Source organism: Roseibium sp. MB-4, assembly GCF_053005265.1.
In genome coordinates this window covers 155,534-171,291 of the sequence record NZ_JBRKQB010000003.1, presented here as the reverse complement: position 1 = coordinate 171,291, position 15,758 = coordinate 155,534, and the positions used below count along the sequence as shown (strand labels likewise).

At 56.2% G+C, this 15,758-nt stretch carries 15 protein-coding genes; 8 read left to right on the top strand and 7 right to left on the bottom strand.

What is annotated here, in order from left to right:
* Positions 1 to 30: 30 nt before the first annotated feature.
* The 3 genes from ACVDG4_RS17305 to dnaK form a co-directional block, all read right to left on the bottom strand.
* The gene (locus tag ACVDG4_RS17305; protein ID WP_447236033.1) at positions 31 to 690 is read right to left on the bottom strand and encodes a class I SAM-dependent methyltransferase; all 660 of its coding nucleotides are present in this window, start codon (positions 688 to 690) and stop codon (positions 31 to 33) included.
* Between the two features lie 76 nt (positions 691 to 766).
* On the bottom strand, positions 767 to 1,897 hold the full coding sequence (gene dnaJ, locus ACVDG4_RS17300; protein WP_133949320.1) for a molecular chaperone DnaJ: 1,131 nt from the start codon (positions 1,895 to 1,897) through the stop codon (positions 767 to 769).
* A 158-nt stretch (positions 1,898 to 2,055) separates the two neighbouring features.
* The gene (gene dnaK, locus ACVDG4_RS17295; protein WP_447236032.1) at positions 2,056 to 3,978 is read right to left on the bottom strand and encodes a molecular chaperone DnaK; all 1,923 of its coding nucleotides are present in this window, start codon (positions 3,976 to 3,978) and stop codon (positions 2,056 to 2,058) included.
* Positions 3,979 to 4,318: 340 nt separating this feature from the next.
* Here dnaK and ACVDG4_RS17290 point away from each other — a divergent pair, with 340 nt between their 5' ends.
* Both ACVDG4_RS17290 and ACVDG4_RS17285 read left to right on the top strand, forming a co-directional pair.
* A complete protein-coding gene (locus ACVDG4_RS17290; protein WP_447236031.1) occupies positions 4,319 to 5,131 on the top strand; it encodes a glycine-rich domain-containing protein in 813 nt (270 codons plus the stop codon).
* A 23-nt stretch (positions 5,132 to 5,154) separates the two neighbouring features.
* Positions 5,155 to 5,778, top strand: coding sequence for an alpha-ketoglutarate-dependent dioxygenase AlkB family protein (locus ACVDG4_RS17285; protein ID WP_447236030.1), 624 nt, complete (start codon positions 5,155 to 5,157; stop codon positions 5,776 to 5,778).
* 3 nt (positions 5,779 to 5,781) lie between these two features.
* Here the strand turns inward: ACVDG4_RS17285 and ACVDG4_RS17280 are convergent, their stop codons facing one another.
* Positions 5,782 to 6,252: an OsmC family protein gene (locus ACVDG4_RS17280; RefSeq protein ID WP_447236029.1), complete on the bottom strand. Its 471-nt coding sequence runs from the start codon at positions 6,250 to 6,252 to the stop codon at positions 5,782 to 5,784.
* Between the two features lie 97 nt (positions 6,253 to 6,349).
* Here ACVDG4_RS17280 and ACVDG4_RS17275 point away from each other — a divergent pair, with 97 nt between their 5' ends.
* On the top strand, positions 6,350 to 6,967 hold the full coding sequence (locus ACVDG4_RS17275; protein ID WP_447236028.1) for a GntR family transcriptional regulator: 618 nt from the start codon (positions 6,350 to 6,352) through the stop codon (positions 6,965 to 6,967).
* 54 nt (positions 6,968 to 7,021) lie between these two features.
* On the opposite strand, the gene ACVDG4_RS17270 is transcribed toward ACVDG4_RS17275, so the two are convergent.
* The 3 genes from ACVDG4_RS17270 to ubiE all read right to left on the bottom strand — a co-directional run bounded on the left by ACVDG4_RS17270 (position 7,022) and on the right by ubiE (position 10,577).
* Positions 7,022 to 8,098, bottom strand: a complete 1,077-nt coding sequence (locus ACVDG4_RS17270) for an alcohol dehydrogenase family protein (protein ID WP_447236027.1) — start codon at positions 8,096 to 8,098, stop codon at positions 7,022 to 7,024.
* Between the two features lie 100 nt (positions 8,099 to 8,198).
* Complete coding sequence (gene ubiB, locus ACVDG4_RS17265; protein WP_447236026.1) at positions 8,199 to 9,782, bottom strand: 2-polyprenylphenol 6-hydroxylase; 1,584 nt, start codon at positions 9,780 to 9,782, stop codon at positions 8,199 to 8,201.
* 3 nt (positions 9,783 to 9,785) lie between these two features.
* On the bottom strand, positions 9,786 to 10,577 hold the full coding sequence (ubiE, locus tag ACVDG4_RS17260; RefSeq protein WP_447236025.1) for a bifunctional demethylmenaquinone methyltransferase/2-methoxy-6-polyprenyl-1,4-benzoquinol methylase UbiE: 792 nt from the start codon (positions 10,575 to 10,577) through the stop codon (positions 9,786 to 9,788).
* Positions 10,578 to 10,720: 143 nt separating this feature from the next.
* Here ubiE and mutM point away from each other — a divergent pair, with 143 nt between their 5' ends.
* The 5 genes from mutM to dnaA all read left to right on the top strand — a co-directional run bounded on the left by mutM (position 10,721) and on the right by dnaA (position 15,653).
* Complete coding sequence (gene mutM / locus ACVDG4_RS17255; protein WP_447236024.1) at positions 10,721 to 11,614, top strand: bifunctional DNA-formamidopyrimidine glycosylase/DNA-(apurinic or apyrimidinic site) lyase; 894 nt, start codon at positions 10,721 to 10,723, stop codon at positions 11,612 to 11,614.
* Between the two features lie 100 nt (positions 11,615 to 11,714).
* Positions 11,715 to 12,488 carry an enoyl-CoA hydratase gene (locus tag ACVDG4_RS17250; RefSeq protein WP_008193734.1) on the top strand — a complete coding sequence of 258 codons (774 nt, stop codon included), beginning with the start codon at positions 11,715 to 11,717 and terminating at the stop codon, positions 12,486 to 12,488.
* A gap of 176 nt (positions 12,489 to 12,664) precedes the next feature.
* Positions 12,665 to 12,931, top strand: coding sequence for a 30S ribosomal protein S20 (rpsT, locus tag ACVDG4_RS17245; RefSeq protein WP_040451298.1), 267 nt, complete (start codon positions 12,665 to 12,667; stop codon positions 12,929 to 12,931).
* 616 nt (positions 12,932 to 13,547) lie between these two features.
* Positions 13,548 to 14,018, top strand: coding sequence for a rhodanese-like domain-containing protein (locus ACVDG4_RS17240; protein ID WP_306147992.1), 471 nt, complete (start codon positions 13,548 to 13,550; stop codon positions 14,016 to 14,018).
* Between the two features lie 156 nt (positions 14,019 to 14,174).
* Positions 14,175 to 15,653: a chromosomal replication initiator protein DnaA gene (gene dnaA, locus ACVDG4_RS17235; protein WP_133949343.1), complete on the top strand. Its 1,479-nt coding sequence runs from the start codon at positions 14,175 to 14,177 to the stop codon at positions 15,651 to 15,653.
* Positions 15,654 to 15,758 lie beyond the last annotated feature (105 nt).

The window sequence follows — 15,758 nt, the reverse complement described above, 5'->3', positions numbered from 1 at the left end:
TCAACCTGCTAGGGAAGCTTTAAGCTATGGTCAGTTCGCCTTCCGGTAAACCCAAACGCGGGCCGGAGGCAAGTTCTTCCAAATCCATTCCGAACTGTAGACCGAAACACTCCGTGTGAGTGGCTTCACAGGGGCTGCCAGACCGTAGGAAAACTGAACCAGCGGCGCACCGGGCTTTAAAAGCTGAAGAGCTTCTTCAACGAACGCTCGGCGGTGAGCGTCCGGCTTGTTGAGCAGCGGCAAAGACGACACGATACCGTCGAGAACATGATTGGCTTCTGCCGCTCCATGCAAAAACCCACCCGGTTTGGAAAGGGTTTGCCTCAAAGCATAGGCGTCACCTTGCAGGACGGGCAAACCTGGATACCGTCCGCCAAGATGTTCACAAAAGTCCGTGCTGTATTCAATGAGGTTCAAATCGCAGTTCGAAAACCCAGCATCAAAGAGTGCTTTTGTCACCACACCTGTTCCCGGGCCGAGCTCAACGACTTTTGAGTGCGGCCGCGGGATCAAGAAAGAGACCATTTTCGAAGCAAGTTCGGGTCCGGAGGGCGCGACAGCCCCCGTGCGAAGCGGGTTTTGTGCCCAGGAGCGGATGAACTTGACCTCATCCATAACTTTCATGCGGACCGCATCCGCTTTTTCAAGTTTGTCCCGAATGGCTTCCCGCTTGATCCCGATCCGCTTCAAAATCCACCCTCACACCAGTCATGAAATTTACATATAGGCGTGTTCGGTCAGCGTTACCAGAAGGGGAGCGCGGCGGTTATGTGCTTAAATTGTCGATGAAATCCTTGACCTTGGAGAAAAAGCCAGCCGACGCCGGGTGGTTTTCGCCCGAGGATTCCTTTTCAAACTCCGCGAGAAGTTCCCGCTGGCGTTTGGTCAAATTGGTCGGTGTTTCAACGGTGACCTGAATGTACATATCACCGTGCTGGCTGGACCGCATGACCGGCATGCCCTTGCCTCGAAGGCGGAACTGTTTTCCGGTCTGTGTTCCTTCTGGCACTTTCACACGGCTCGTTGAACCGTCGACCGTTGGCACATCGAATTGACCGCCGAGAGTTGCCGTGGACATGGAAATCGGAACGCGGCAATAAAGGTCTGCCCCGTCGCGCTGGAACAGGTCATGCGGACGGATGGACAAGAAAATATAAAGGTCGCCGGAGGGGCCACCGCGCACACCGGCTTCGCCTTCACCGGCAAGGCGGATCCTTGTGCCGTCTTCGATCCCGGCCGGAATATTGACGGAAAGGGTCCGTTCCTGAGTTTTGCGACCCGAGCCGCCACACCCAGTACACGGATCAGAAATCACCTGTCCTTTGCCCTGACAGCTGGGACATGTGCGCTCCAACGTGAAGAAGCCCTGCGCAGCCCGCACACGGCCCGCGCCGCCGCAGGTCCGGCAGGTCGTCGGACTTGTGCCCGGTTTCGCGCCAGAGCCAGAACAGATGTCACAGGTGATGCTTGTCGGGACTTCGATCTCTACGGTCTTGCCGGTAAACGCATCTTCGAGTGTCACATCGAGGTTGTAGCGCAGGTCTGCGCCGCGCTCGCGGCCACCGGATCTCCGGCCACCACCGCCCATTCCGAAGAATTCTTCGAAGATGTCCGACATTGTCGAAGAGAAATCATGGGCGCCGGCACCGCCACCACCGCCAAACCCGCCGTTTTCAAAGGCCGCATGGCCGAACCGGTCGTAAGCTGCGCGTTTCTGGCCGTCTTTCAGCGTGTCGTAGGCTTCATTGACTTCCTTGAATTTCGCTTCAGCTTCCGCATCCCCTGGATTGCGGTCTGGGTGGAACTGCATCGCCATCTTGCGGTAAGCGCTTTTGAGCGCCTTATCGTCCGCATCACGTGCAACTCCCAGAACTTCATAGAAATCACGTTTCGACATCAAGATCTCTCGGTCTTGTCCTGCCGGTGGCTGCCACTATCACTCAGCGCCATCACGGCAAAGGCGCAGGGCGCATGTGCCTGAAGTCAGGCAACTGCGCAACCGGCGCCGGAAATCAAGCAGCCAGCCGATGAACGGCTGGCTGCAAAGGTTTTAAGTTATGCAGACTTCTTGTCGTCGTCGTCTTTGACTTCTTCAAAATCCGCATCAACGACATCGTCATCGGCCTTTTCAGCATCAGCATCACCGCCTTCAGCATTCGCCTCGGCATCGGCCTGGGCCTGCTGATACATGGCTTCGCCAAGCTTCATGGACGCCTCGGCCAGAGCCTGTGTCTTGGCCTTGATGTCTTCAAGGTCTTCGCCTTCAAGCGCGGTCTTCAGATCGCCAAGAGCTCTTTCGATCGCGGACTTGTCGTCTTCGGAAACCTTGTCGCCATAGTCGGCCAAAGACTTCTCAGTCGAATGAACGAGCGACTCGCCCTGGTTCTTGGCTTCGACAAGTTCCTTGCGCTTCTTGTCTTCGTCCGCATGCGCTTCCGCGTCCTTGACCATCTGATCGATGTCGGCGTCGGACAGACCACCAGATGCCTGAATGCGGATCTGTTGCTCTTTGCCCGTGCCCTTATCTTTCGCGGACACATTGACGATACCGTTCGCATCAATGTCGAACGTCACTTCGATCTGCGGAACGCCACGCGGCGCCGGCGGCAATCCGACCAGGTCGAACTGACCAAGGACCTTGTTGTCCGCGGCCATTTCACGCTCGCCCTGGAAGACGCGGATGGTCACAGCCGTCTGATTGTCTTCAGCGGTTGAGAACACCTGGCTCTTCTTCGTCGGGATCGTCGTATTGCGATCGATCAGACGTGTGAAGACACCGCCGAGCGTTTCAATACCAAGAGACAGCGGAGTAACGTCGAGCAGAAGAACGTCTTTAACGTCGCCCTGCAGAACGCCGGCCTGGATGGCAGCACCCATGGCGACCACTTCGTCCGGGTTCACACCCTTGTGCGGCTCTTTGCCGAAGAATTTGTGAACAGTTTCCTGCACCTTCGGCATACGGGTCATGCCGCCGACCAGAACAACTTCGTCGATTTCACCAGCGGCCAGGCCTGCGTCTTTCAACGCGGCTTCCATCGGCTTGACGGTGCGCTTGACGAGGTCTTCAACCAGGGCTTCAAACTTCGCGCGGGTCAGCTTCAAGGTCAGGTGCTTCGGACCGGACGCATCTGCAGTGATAAACGGCAGGTTGATTTCGGTCTGAGACGAGGAAGACAGTTCGATCTTCGCTTTTTCGGCAGCTTCTTTCAGACGCTGCAGAGCCAGCTTGTCGTTCTTCAGATCAATGCCTTGCTCTTTTTTGAACTCGGCAGCCAGATAATCGACGAGAACCATGTCGAAGTCTTCACCACCGAGGAAGGTGTCGCCGTTGGTGGACTTCACTTCGAAGACACCGTCGCCAATTTCCAGGATGGACACGTCGAACGTACCGCCGCCAAGGTCGTAAACCGCGATGGTCTTGCCGTCGTTCTTGTCGAGACCGTAGGCCAGTGCGGCCGCTGTCGGCTCGTTGATGATCCGCAGGACTTCAAGACCGGCAATCTTGCCCGCATCCTTGGTTGCCTGACGCTGAGCGTCGTTGAAGTAGGCCGGAACGGTGATGACCGCCTGCTCGACCTTTTCGCCGAGATAGCTCTCAGCGGTTTCCTTCATTTTCTGCAGGATAAATGCAGAGACCTGGGACGGGGAGTACTTATCGCCGTTGGCTTCTACCCACGCATCACCGTTGTCGGCCTTGACGATGTCGAAGGGAACCAGCTTCTGGTCTTTAGCCACGGTCGGATCATCGAACCGGCGGCCGATCAGGCGCTTGACTGCGAAAAGGGTGTTTGTCGGGTTTGTGACCGCCTGGCGTTTCGCAGGCTGACCAACAAGACGCTCACCGTCGTCCGAGAACGCCACCATGGATGGGGTGGTGCGGGCGCCTTCTGCGTTTTCAATAACTTTGGAATCTTTGCCGTCCATGACAGCGACGCACGAGTTCGTCGTGCCGAGGTCGATACCAATGACCTTTGCCATTTTTGCCTCTCTTTCTAGCAAACCGGTGAGACCCTTAAAGGCGTCAAACCGGCTCCTCTTTGGGTTTCCGGGATCTTCCCGGATGCCGCGCCGGGGCAACTGCCCAGGATTTGGCGCGACGCTTGACCGCTATATAGGTGGATGAAACTTTGCCTGCAAGAGACCTTTTCACAGGCTTTTGCAGGCTTTGGGATATGTCGGCGATATTTCTTCCCAGAAGGTTACCGGCGACACCGCAGCTAAGCAGGTAGTGTTGTTTTCAACGGTTTCACTTCGGAATTTGTTTAGCGGCCTCGCATAAGCTGCTCCAGACCAATTTCCTGGCTTCGGAGACAGCACTATGCGCAATCCCGACCTCTGGCACCGCATATCCGAATGCCACCCGGATGATGTGGAGGCAGCGTTCCCGTTTTCCCAACGTCTGGCCCGGGACAATGGATGGACCAATAGTTTCGCAGCGCGTGTTGTTGTTGAGTATCAGCGGTTTGCCTATCTCAGCCAGATGAAGGCCGGGATGGTCACGCCCAGCGATGAAGTCGATCAGGCTTGGCACCTTCATCTGACCTACACGCGTCATTATTGGGGACCCTTCAAAGAAGCCGTGGGGGCAGCGCTGCATCACATGCCGACCAAAGGCGGTGTGGAGCAGGCTCAGACATTTCGTAGGGCCTATGAGGAGACCCTCACACTCTATCGCCAGGAATTTGGGGAGCCACCGCCCGACATCTGGCCACCTGCACATGTCCGGTTTGGCAAGGCACCGCATTTCCTGCGGATCAACACACAAGATTTCTGGGTTCTCCGCAAACCGGACTGGCTTTCGACAGTCAAAACCGCTGGCCACCGTTTGCGACGTGTTCCTGCATCTCTTCAGGGGAGCGCTGCGGTGCTGTTTGCGCTTTTCGCAGGCACCAGTTTGGCCCTCGCACACGGCACACCGGCGGGCGACACCTTGTTGGAACAGCTCCGCAACATGGTGTGGCACTGGGCTACACAGCATACGCTCTGGTTTTTCTTCGGGATCGTTGCCGTGGCGCTGGTCCTGATTGCACTGCTGAAAAAATCGACCAAAGGATCCCGTTGCGGCTCTGGCGGGTGCGGGTCTGATGGCGGTGGTGGCGGTGCTTCTGGGTGCGGCGGATGCGGTGACTGAGGTTTTGATCTATATCTACCTCTATGCAGACCATCGCCATCAACGGCCTGACCGGCCTCAAATATCTACCGGAATATTTTGGCAAAACGGCACAGGAAGCTCTCCTCGCCGACGTTCGGGAGGTCGTTGCCACAGCGCCGCTCTTTCTGCCCGTCATGCCGAAAACGGGAAAACCGTTTTCCGTCAAAATGAGCAATTGCGGTCCGCTTGGCTGGGTGTCCGACATCAACGGCTACCGCTATCAGCCAAATCATCCATCGACCGGACAAATGTGGCCTGCCATTCCGGCGCGTCTCCTTGAACTCTGGGAAGCGGTGGCTCCCTACGCTCCCGAACCGGAAGCCTGTCTCATCAACTTCTATGAACCCAGCGCCCGGATGGGCCTGCATCAAGACAGGGACGAAACGATGTTCGAAGCGCCTGTTGTCTCGGTCTCGCTTGGGGACACTGCAACATTTCGCGTGGGGGGGACCAACCGGAAGGAGCCAACGAAATCGTTCCGGCTGGGTTCCGGTGATGTGGTGGTGCTCGGCGGAGATGCACGCCTCGCCTATCACGGCATTGACCGAATTCTCGGCGGCACGTCCAAGCTCTTGAAAAACGGCGGGCGGATCAATCTGACACTCCGACGGGTGACCGCGCCTTAGGTTTCAAATTGTTTTGTAACTTGCCTCAAATCGCACCGGGAAATTCACAGAGCGCGCAATGAAGCACACTTTGTGGATCTCACCGTGGATGGCATCCGCGGCCGTCAGATCTGTGCCCTCCAGTACTGTAATTTTCGGCCTTAGCGTCGCGCTCAAGAACCGACCGGCTCCACTCCGTTCTGTTTCACCCACGGCAAGCGGTACATCCTCGTAACCTAAAACGGCGATATCTGCGTTGCTGGCCAGATGCAGATACCACAGCATGTGGCAACTGGAGAGGGCAGAAAGCAAGAGATCTTCAGGGTTATGCAGAGACGGATCGCCTCCCAGGACCGGATCATTCGAACATTGCACAGGCGGTTTCCCCTGTGTGCGAATTTCCCAGGTTCGATCATACCCTTGGTACGTTTGTGTGCCCTGCCCGCGATTTCCCGTCCAAACGATTTTGGAGACATATTCATGGGTTTTGGTCATGCGCCCTCACTAAATGTATACATTTATACATTTTGAAATTGCACAGCTTTGTCAAGTGCCTTAACTCAGTCATCAGACGGCCTTTTTCGGGGGAACGATGTCCGCAGAACACATCGCTGACAGCCTGCAGGCAGATATCATAGCGGGCCGCTACCAGCCTGGCGCGGAGTTGAAACAAGGCGAGATTGCTGAGCGGTTCAAGGTGAGCCGTATTCCGATCCGCGACGCCCTTCAGCTTCTGGCCGCCCGCGGCCTGATCGATCTTGTCCCAAACCGCAGAGCCCGTGTGATCTCGCTGACACGTGACGAAATTCGTGAAATCTATGACATAAGAGTTCTGCTGGAATGCAATTGCCTTGCAACAGCGATCGATCAGATGCGGGACACAGACCTGGAGCGGATTTCCGCAGCTTTCCGTCATTCATCCATCGATGCCGAAACCGCAAACTGGTCAGATGGAGACTGGGCCTTTCACAAGGCACTTTATTTGCCTTCCGGAAAAGCCCGCCAGATCGGCATGATCGACCAGCTTCGCCAAACCTGCCGCATCCATATTTCAGGATATGGCATCCTGCCAGACCAGACCGCTCAATGGCTTAAAGACCACCAAGACATCGTGGACGCGTGCCATATGCGAGATCGAGACAAAGCCACCCGTGTTTTGAAGCTTCACATCGAAGCTGCGGGCAGGACATTACTGGACGCCATACCGTGAGAAACCGGTTCCAGTATCACAGGGTGACGTAAGCCGGAGCCCAAGAAACAAATATCAACTGACCAGAAGTCCGATCTTTCCAGCATATCTCTTGGACAAAAACGCTTCTTGAGCCGCGACCATGTCTTTCAGCGGAAACGTTTTTGAGATCATGGGCCGGATTTCACCGCGCTCGATGTACCCAATCAGGTCTTCAAAGACTTTCGGATCCTGTCTGGTGCAGCCAAAAAACGCCAGATCCTTCAGATAGAGCGTCCGCAAGTCCAACTCGACAATCGGACCGGCGATGGCCCCAGCAACCGCATACCGACCACCGTTTTTCAAACAGTTCAGCAAATTTGGAAAATTCGGCCCTCCAACGAGGTCAAGAACAACGTCAAAGGCCGCTTCAGGCAGCTCATCCTTGCGGCCAAGGGTGGCATCCGCCCCAATCTCTTTCAAGGCTTCGGACTTTTCCGGGGTCGTGACGGCCGTGACATGGGCGCCCCGGCGCTTGGCCAGCTGAATTGCAGCCGACCCAACACCACCCGAAGCGCCGGTAATGAGAACACACTCCGCACCGAGGGAACTCTTTTGAATCATACCCTCCGCTGTTGAATACGCACAGGGAAAGGACGCCAATTCCACATCGCTGAGCTTTGAGGAGACTGCAAGGGCGTCTTCAGAATTCGCTACGGCATAGTCAGCAAACCCACCGTCGAATTCAGAGCCGAAGGTCACCAGCGGGAGATGCGCATGCTCAGGTTTCTTGGGCACCTGCATTGGCCGAACTAAGACACGCTCTCCGATGCGACCAGTATCCACGCCTTCACCAACGGCAACAACCTGCCCACAGCAATCCGCGCCTTGCACCAAAGGAAAGTTCAGCGCTCCCGACCAGCCACCATCTGTATTCGTAGCTCCGCTAGATCCCTCCGACGCAGTCGCAGCAGTTTCGCCTCGGACACTCTTTGAATACCAGCCGATCCGGGTGTTGATGTCCGTGTTGTTAACGGCCGCCGCCCCGACCCTGATCAAGACCTGTCCCGGCTCCGGGACCGGCACGACAAGATCCTCCCGCCATTGCAAACACTCAAGCCCCCCATGGGCAGTAAGCACCATGCCACTCATGCGGTTCGGTAAGTCGGGCATCGGATCTCCATGCAGATAACGAAACAACACTGCATGGGTAGAATGATCTTTCTACCTCGTCAACAATACGGGTGTTTCATCTCATGAACACGCACCGGATTTAAATGAGAGCGTCAACAGCAATCGCGCTCAGCGCAAGAGCGATCACCCACAGCGCGATGCGGCCGGAGCGTGTATGCCGGGCCTCGGCCTTCCCAATCGATTCAGCCGTTTCCTCGCTAAACCTTAGCCCTTGGGTCGTCATCTTTTCTATTTCTTCCGACATGCGGCCAATCCGGTCGGCAAACAGCGGCATATCCGTTGCAATCCGAGCTAGTGCAGACAGCGCATCCCCCGCATCCCGCACCCTGCCAACAGGCCCAAGATGCTCCTTGATCCAGGTTCCAACCACCGGCTCTGCGGTCCGCCACATGTCCAGACGCGGGTTAAGCGATCGGGCAACCCCTTCCACAACAACCATGGTCTTCTGAAGCATGATCAGTTGAGTCTGGGTGCGCATTTCGAACAGTTCGGTCACCTCGAACAATTGCGTCAGCAGCCGGGCCATTGAGATTTCACTGGCATCGTGGCCATGGATCGGCTCGCCAATGGCTCGAATCGCCTGCGCAAACAGATCGACATCCTGATCGGCTGGCACATAGCCAGCCTCAAAGTGGACCTCTGCGACCCGTTTGTAGTTGCGCGTGATGAACCCAAACAGGATTTCGGCCAAGAATCTCCGCTCGCGCTTGCTTAACCGTCCGGTAATTCCGAAATCGACAGCGACCAAGGTGCCATCCGGCTCAACGAAAAGGTTCCCTTGGTGCATATCTGCATGAAAGTAGCCGTCCCGCAGCGTGTGGCGCAGGAAACTTTGGATGACTGCTGCACCAAGTGCCTCCAGATCCTGCCCATCTTCTGTGAGACCTTCGACGTCCGACATCTTGCGGCCGTCGATCCATTCCATCGTTAGGACACCCTTGGCGGTCCGAATCCAGTCAACCTGAGGCACGCGGAACCCTGGATCCTCCACGGTGTTCTCCGCCATCTCTGAGAGGCCCGCGGCCTCCAGGCGGAAATCCATTTCCATCGCGACGGATTGGGCAAGAGTGTCGACGACCGCGACTGGACGGAGCCTGCGGGATGGCGCATGAAAGCGCTCAACCAACCGGGCGACCAGATAATAGCTTTCAAGATCACGCTGGAACCGGCGTTGCACACCGGGCCGGAGAACCTTCACCGCGACTTTGCGCTCGGTACCGTCTTTATCGCGAACGATCGCGGGATGGACTTGCGCGATCGAGGCTGCAGCGACTGCCTCGCCGAACTCAACGAAGACATCTTCAATCGGCTGGTCCAGCTGGTCGGCGACCGCTGCCCGCGCTTCCTCGTGATCAAACGGGGCCAGCTGATCTTGAAGCGCCGCGAGATCCTTTGCTGCCTCTTTGCCAACAACATCTTCGCGTGTTGCCAGGAACTGACCAAGTTTCACGTAGGATGGGCCGAGACGGTTCATTGCATCCGAAAGACGCAGTTCTGCACTTTTGTCTTTGACCGCCCGGCGCTCCAGCAGCCGGGCCATACCGATCGCAAGCCGCGGTCCCGCCGGCAGGTCGGGTAAATGCGCAAGACCGAACACGCCTTCGCGTGCCATGACATAACCAGCCCGCACAAGGCGGAAGAAAGGCATCACTGCAAATGCCATGGATCAGAGTTTCCAACCAGAATGCAATGCGGCGATCCCGCCGGAATAGTTTCGATAAGTGACCCGCGCAAAACCAGCTTCGCGGATCATTTCGGCAAAGCGTTCCTGGCTCGGAAACTTTCGGATCGATTCCACTAGATACTGATACGGTTCACTGTCGCCGGTCACCCATTTGCCCATAGCCGGGATCGCATTGAAGGAAAAGGCGTCGTAGACCTTATCGAGCCCGGGAACGTCGACCTCCGAGAACTCAAGACACATGAAGCGGCCACCACGCTTCAAGACCCGATGCGCTTCACGCAGTGCCTTGGGAATGTCCGGCACATTCCGGATACCGAAAGCGATCGTATAGGCATCGAAACTTTTGTCCAAGAAGGGCAGGTCTTCAGCGTTGCCCTGCGAGAACGTGATCAGATCGGAGAGACCTGCTTTTTCGGATCGGTCACGGCCAACATTGAGCATGGAATTGTTGATGTCGCAGACAACGGCCTTCGCAAACCGGTGAGACTTCTCAACCACGCGGGTAGAGATGTCACCTGTGCCACCCGCGACATCCAGAAGACGCCATCCGGACGCGCTGAACTTTGGCGGTGCCAGATAGGACACCATGGCATCTTTCCAAACCCGGTGCAGACCGCCGGACATAAGATCGTTCATCAGGTCATAGCGGGATGCGACCTTGTGGAAGACGTCGTCCACGAGGGCCTGCTTTTGCCCCTCGCCGACCTTTGTAAAGCCGAAACTGGTCGGCATATCTTCCGGTGTGCGGGTCTGGCTGTTAGCCTGTTGCGTCATCTGCGCGGCTCCAAGCGTCATTCATTTCCAAAATTTGGCCGGACCATAGTACAAGCGCCTTCAGAGCGCTATGTTTGCCGGCCACGAAAACACCATATGCCGCAGGCCTATATCGCGCTGCCTTACTGGAGACCAGAGAATAAATGCCTGAATTGCCCGAAGTGGAAACGGTCAAACGTGGATTGGCGCCGACACTCGAAGGAGCACTCCTGACCAAGGTCGATCAGAACCGGCCGGACTTGCGGTTTCCATTTCCCGACGACTTCGTGGAGAGACTGACCGGTCGAACTGTCACAGCCCTGTCCCGCAGGTCCAAGTATCTGCTGGCAGACACTGATAGCGGTGATGTCTTGATCATGCATTTGGGCATGTCGGGATCATTCCGCATCGAAAACGACATTGATCAGTCAACACCTGGGGCGTTTGCGCACGAGCGGAACAAGGATCCGAAACATGACCATGTTGTCTTCCATTTAAGCCTTCCGAACGACGGCAGCGCACGGATCATTTATAACGACCCGCGCCGCTTTGGCTTCATGGACCTTGTTCCACGCACAGACCTGTCCACGCATCCATATTTTCGGGAACTTGGGCTGGAGCCACTCGGGAATGCACTGAGCGGAGAGGTCCTAGCGCGTCTTTTTGCAGGCCGTAAATCCCCGTTGAAGGCCGCGCTCTTGAACCAGAAGCTGATCGCCGGTCTTGGGAATATATATGTATGTGAGGCGCTCTGGCGCAGCGGGCTCAGCCCCAAACGAATGGCGAGCACGCTTGTAACCAAGTCAGGCAAGCCGACGAAGAAAGCAGACCTGCTTGCCCAAAACATCCGCCAGACGCTTGAAGATGCCATCTTGGCTGGAGGGTCTTCTTTGCGGGATCACACCCAAGCGGACGGCACGCTCGGCTATTTCCAGCACTCCTTTGCCGTTTATGACCAGGAGAGCGCGCCTTGCCGGACACCGGACTGCACCGGCACTGTGCGCCGTGTCGTTCAGTCGAACAGATCGACGTTCTATTGCCCTATTTGCCAAAGGTAGAACTCCACCTGAAACGGCAGTCATGCCTTGCCAGACACGGGCCCGGTCGGCTACCCATGGCGCACGCAATCGAGACATCCTGCCACGGGGAGCAGACACGATGGGATACAAGAACATCCGGGTTGAAAAACGCGGCAAGGTCGGGTTGATCACCCTTGATCGGCCAAAAGCACTGAACGCACTCAATTCGGAACTGATCGCGGAACTCGGCTCCGCGCTGGATACCTACGACGCAGATGAAAAAATCGGCTGTGTTGTGATCACGGGATCTGAAAAGGCATTTGCAGCCGGCGCTGACATCAAAGAGATGCAGCCGCACACCTTCTCAACCGCCTATCAGACAGACCTGATCACCCCGTTTGATCGGGTATCACAGAACCGCAAGCCGATCATCGCCGCCGTTGCAGGCTACGCCCTCGGCGGCGGCTGCGAACTTGCCATGCTGTGTGATTTCATCATTGCGGCTGACACAGCCAAGTTCGGCCAGCCGGAAATCACGCTTGGCGTAATCCCGGGCGCAGGTGGCACCCAGCGTCTTACCCGCTTTGTTGGCAAGTCGAAGGCCATGGATATGGTGCTGACCGGGCGGATGATGGATGCGGAAGAAGCAGAGCGCAGCGGTCTTGTCAGCCGCATCGTGCCAGCCAATGACCTCCTGGAAGAAGCTTTGAAAGCCGCGGAAAAGATCGCAGACTTCTCGTTGCCGGTGGTTATGATGGCAAAAGAGAGTGTCGACCGGTCTTATGAAACAACCCTGTCCGAAGGGGTTCGCTTCGAACGCCGCGTTTTTCAAGCCATGTTTGCCCTGGAAGACCAGAAAGAAGGTATGTCGGCCTTCACTGAGAAACGTTCGCCACAGTTCAACAACAAATAATCTTGGTTCACCAGCGACAAAGCCGTTGACGGCGGCCCAAGTCAGGATTATAAGCAGCGCCCAATCGGTGGCGGTTTTCCGCCGCCGTTGTTTTTTGATCGGGTTCCATCGCCTCGGCGTTCAAGTCCCGATCGTCACCGGACAAAAGTCCCAATATACCGATCAGGATTGAGCCCATGGCCAACACACCATCGGCCAAGAAGGCGGCCCGCAAGATTGCCCGCCGGACGGCCACGAACAAAGCTCGCCGGAGCCGGGTGCGCACTTACCTGCGCAAGGTTGAAGAAGCAATCGCTTCTGGTGACCAGGCTGCCGCAAACGACGCCTTCAAAGCAGCACAGCCGGAAATCATGCGCGCTGCTTCCAAAGGCACTATGCACGCCAATACGGCGTCGCGGAAGGTTTCCCGCCTCAATGCCCGGATCAAGGCACTGAGCGCATAAATTCGTCCCAAATCGGACAATCCAAAGAACCCGGCCATCGCGCCGGGTTTTTTTAGCCGCGCAATTTTGTGGATTGCCCACATCGGCCGCGGCACCCGGACAGATTGTAAAAAATGCTTAACTTCTCTATAGCAAAGAAAATTTATATTTTTCAACGCCTTAGAGATATGTAGGCTATCCAAATCCGGTTCAAACCGGATTCGATACGAGTCAAGGTATCAGTTCCGAAATTTTTTTTAACAAAGCTCAAATCCATCCAATCAGGATGCGAAAATGGCAAAAAGTTATTGCAGTAAAAAGCGTTTGCAGCATCACCCACAGATCACACCCAATGTGGCATTTTGGGCTCATTTGGCACTGGAATCGATAATCCGTCAGAACGGCTGTTGAACCGAATGGGCTGGCTGTATATTGTCTCATTGCTGGCAGAGAAAAGACCGGCGCGACACGAAAAACAGTGCTTGGACCTAACAATGAAAAAGTCAAAATTCCACATCGCTGAGCACTTACCCAACCGGGTTGCAGATGAATACATTGATGTATTCAGTATGTATCATTTTTAGGCGCGCTCCGGACCTACTTAAACTCTCATTCTACTGATAAGAACTTTAATTCAATGGCCGATCGGCCTTTGAAAGGGGGCATTGTGTTTAGCGAATTGGGGTATGCGGGAAACGTTGACGTTCAAACTGCATTTACGGCTCTTACCGAAAATACTCAGGCAGTCCTCGTCGATGTGCGCACACAAGCGGAGTGGACGTTTGTTGGTGTGCCGGACCTGCGTACGTTGGGCAAAGAAACCATCTTTGCCGAATGGCAAAGCTTTCCGCCCAGCGGCCCTAATCCTGCGTTCGTTCAGGACCTTTCTGACCGCCTGAGCAAAAAAGAACTTGACCCGGAGACGCCAATCTATTTTCTGTGCCGCTCCGGCGCGCGCAGTCAGGCGGCTGCCCAGGCAATGACCCAAGCCGGCTACACAAATTGCTACAATGTATCTGAAGGTTTCGAAGGCGGGCTTGATGCACATGCCCACCGCGGGACGCAATCTGGTTGGAAGGCCGCCGGATTGCCTTGGGTACAGGGTTAAGAAATTCCCCTGGCAATCAGGGGAGATAACCGGGCTGTGCCCGGATTGTAATAAAATCGCCCCAAAAACGGGGCACATAAGCTGCTAAAGCGGCAAGGCGTTAGAACGAAGAACGGCTGTGGCGGACTGTTCTTCCCAGTACAGCAGGCAGATAACATGCAGGTTCAGGAGGCAGGCGGCTCCGAACAATGGACGCGGGTCAAAAAGCAACTCCGTGCGGAACTGGGGGACGACGTGTTCACCAGCTGGTTCGCCCGGGTTGATCTGGAAGAACATCAGGACGGCACTGTGCGGCTGTCTGTTCCAACCCGGTTCCTCAAGCAGTGGATCCAAAATAATTACAATGAACGTCTGATGGGGCTTTGGCAGCGCGAATGCGACAACGTCCATCGGATCGAATTGACTGTTCGTGGCGCCATTCGGCCACGTCAGGTGACGGCTGTTCAGCCGAGCCTGCCGGCAGGGGCAGCTGGTGTGCAGAACGCAGCCATCGACACACGCTCGGAAAACATTGGCGATGCAACGCATGTGACCCGCGCGCAAGCGGCAACAGCCGCCGTTGGCCGGGGTGACAGCGCATCTGACAGTGCCCGTGATGTTTTGCAGGGCGCAGCGCTTGATCCGAAATACACGTTCGAGACCTTCGTTGAGGGCGATTCCAACAACCTTGCTTTGGCCGCTGCTCGTCAAGTCGCGGCTGGCGGAGCGGTCACGTTCAATCCGCTTTACCTGCATGCGTCCGTGGGATTGGGCAAAACCCATCTGATGCAGGCCGTGGCATCGAAAGTGCGCAACAGCGGTCGTAAAGTGCTCTATCTGACGGCCGAGCACTTTATGTACAAGTTCGTTGCAGCGCTGAAATCGCAGTCCGCCCTTGCCTTTAAAGACAACTTGCGCACCATCGATCTCCTCCTCATCGATGATATGCAGTTCCTTCATGGCAAGCAGGTGCAGCAGGAATTCTGCCACACACTCAACGCCTTGATCGACGGCGCCCGTCAGGTGATCGTTGCTGCGGACCGGGCTCCATCTGACCTCGACACACTCGACGACCGCGTCCGGTCGCGCCTGTCCGGGGGGCTTGTTGTTGGAATCCAGGAGCCGGATTTTGTTCTGCGCAGGAACATTCTGGTCTCCCGCGTTGAGGCTGCCCACAAGTCCTATCCGCAATTTGATGTGCCGGACTCCGTGCTTGACTACATTGCACGGCATGTCGCCTCATCTGGCCGTGATCTTGAAGGTGCATTGAACCGTCTGATCGCGCACAATCAGCTAACCAACCAGCCGATCACCCAGGAAATGGCGGAGATGACCTTGCGCGATCTGGTTCGCTCCAGCGAACCGCGCCGGGTAAAGATTGAAGACATTCAGCGCGTGGTCTCCAAGCACTACAATGTGACCAAGGCAGATCTGCTGTCGGCGCGCCGGACGCGTACGATCGTACGCCCGCGTCAGATCGCGATGTACCTGGCAAAGGTCATGACACCGCGCTCGCTGCCGGAAATCGGCCGCCGTTTTGGAAATCGGGATCACACGACAGTTTTGCACGCGGTGCGCAAGATTGAAGAAATGGCCCGTGCCGACTATGCGCTCGCGCAGGAGATTGAACTCCTGAAGCGCATGCTGGACGCCTAAGACGAATAGACTGTCTTTTCAGCCAAAAAAGGGGGGCGTTCCAAGCGAGCGCCCCCTTGCTTTTAGAGCCGGTTGAGGGCAGTGTCTTTCCCCCGCTCCCTCACC

What these genes read in the sequence shown, in the direction of transcription:
- dnaJ (WP_133949320.1), bottom strand. Translation starts at nt 1,897, where the DNA reads ATGTCGAAACGTGATTTCTATGAAGTTCTGGGAGTTGCACGTGATGCG.
- dnaK (WP_447236032.1), bottom strand. Translation starts at nt 3,978, where the DNA reads ATGGCAAAGGTCATTGGTATCGACCTCGGCACGACGAACTCGTGCGTC.
- ACVDG4_RS17290 (WP_447236031.1), top strand. Translation starts at nt 4,319, where the DNA reads ATGCGCAATCCCGACCTCTGGCACCGCATATCCGAATGCCACCCGGAT.
- ACVDG4_RS17285 (WP_447236030.1), top strand. Translation starts at nt 5,155, where the DNA reads ATGCAGACCATCGCCATCAACGGCCTGACCGGCCTCAAATATCTACCG.
- ACVDG4_RS17280 (WP_447236029.1), bottom strand. Translation starts at nt 6,252, where the DNA reads ATGACCAAAACCCATGAATATGTCTCCAAAATCGTTTGGACGGGAAAT.
- ACVDG4_RS17275 (WP_447236028.1), top strand. Translation starts at nt 6,350, where the DNA reads ATGTCCGCAGAACACATCGCTGACAGCCTGCAGGCAGATATCATAGCG.
- ACVDG4_RS17270 (WP_447236027.1), bottom strand. Translation starts at nt 8,098, where the DNA reads ATGCCCGACTTACCGAACCGCATGAGTGGCATGGTGCTTACTGCCCAT.
- ubiB (WP_447236026.1), bottom strand. Translation starts at nt 9,782, where the DNA reads ATGGCATTTGCAGTGATGCCTTTCTTCCGCCTTGTGCGGGCTGGTTAT.
- ubiE (WP_447236025.1), bottom strand. Translation starts at nt 10,577, where the DNA reads ATGACGCAACAGGCTAACAGCCAGACCCGCACACCGGAAGATATGCCG.
- mutM (WP_447236024.1), top strand. Translation starts at nt 10,721, where the DNA reads ATGCCTGAATTGCCCGAAGTGGAAACGGTCAAACGTGGATTGGCGCCG.
- ACVDG4_RS17250 (WP_008193734.1), top strand. Translation starts at nt 11,715, where the DNA reads ATGGGATACAAGAACATCCGGGTTGAAAAACGCGGCAAGGTCGGGTTG.
- rpsT (WP_040451298.1), top strand. Translation starts at nt 12,665, where the DNA reads ATGGCCAACACACCATCGGCCAAGAAGGCGGCCCGCAAGATTGCCCGC.
- ACVDG4_RS17240 (WP_306147992.1), top strand. Translation starts at nt 13,548, where the DNA reads ATGGCCGATCGGCCTTTGAAAGGGGGCATTGTGTTTAGCGAATTGGGG.
- dnaA (WP_133949343.1), top strand. Translation starts at nt 14,175, where the DNA reads ATGCAGGTTCAGGAGGCAGGCGGCTCCGAACAATGGACGCGGGTCAAA.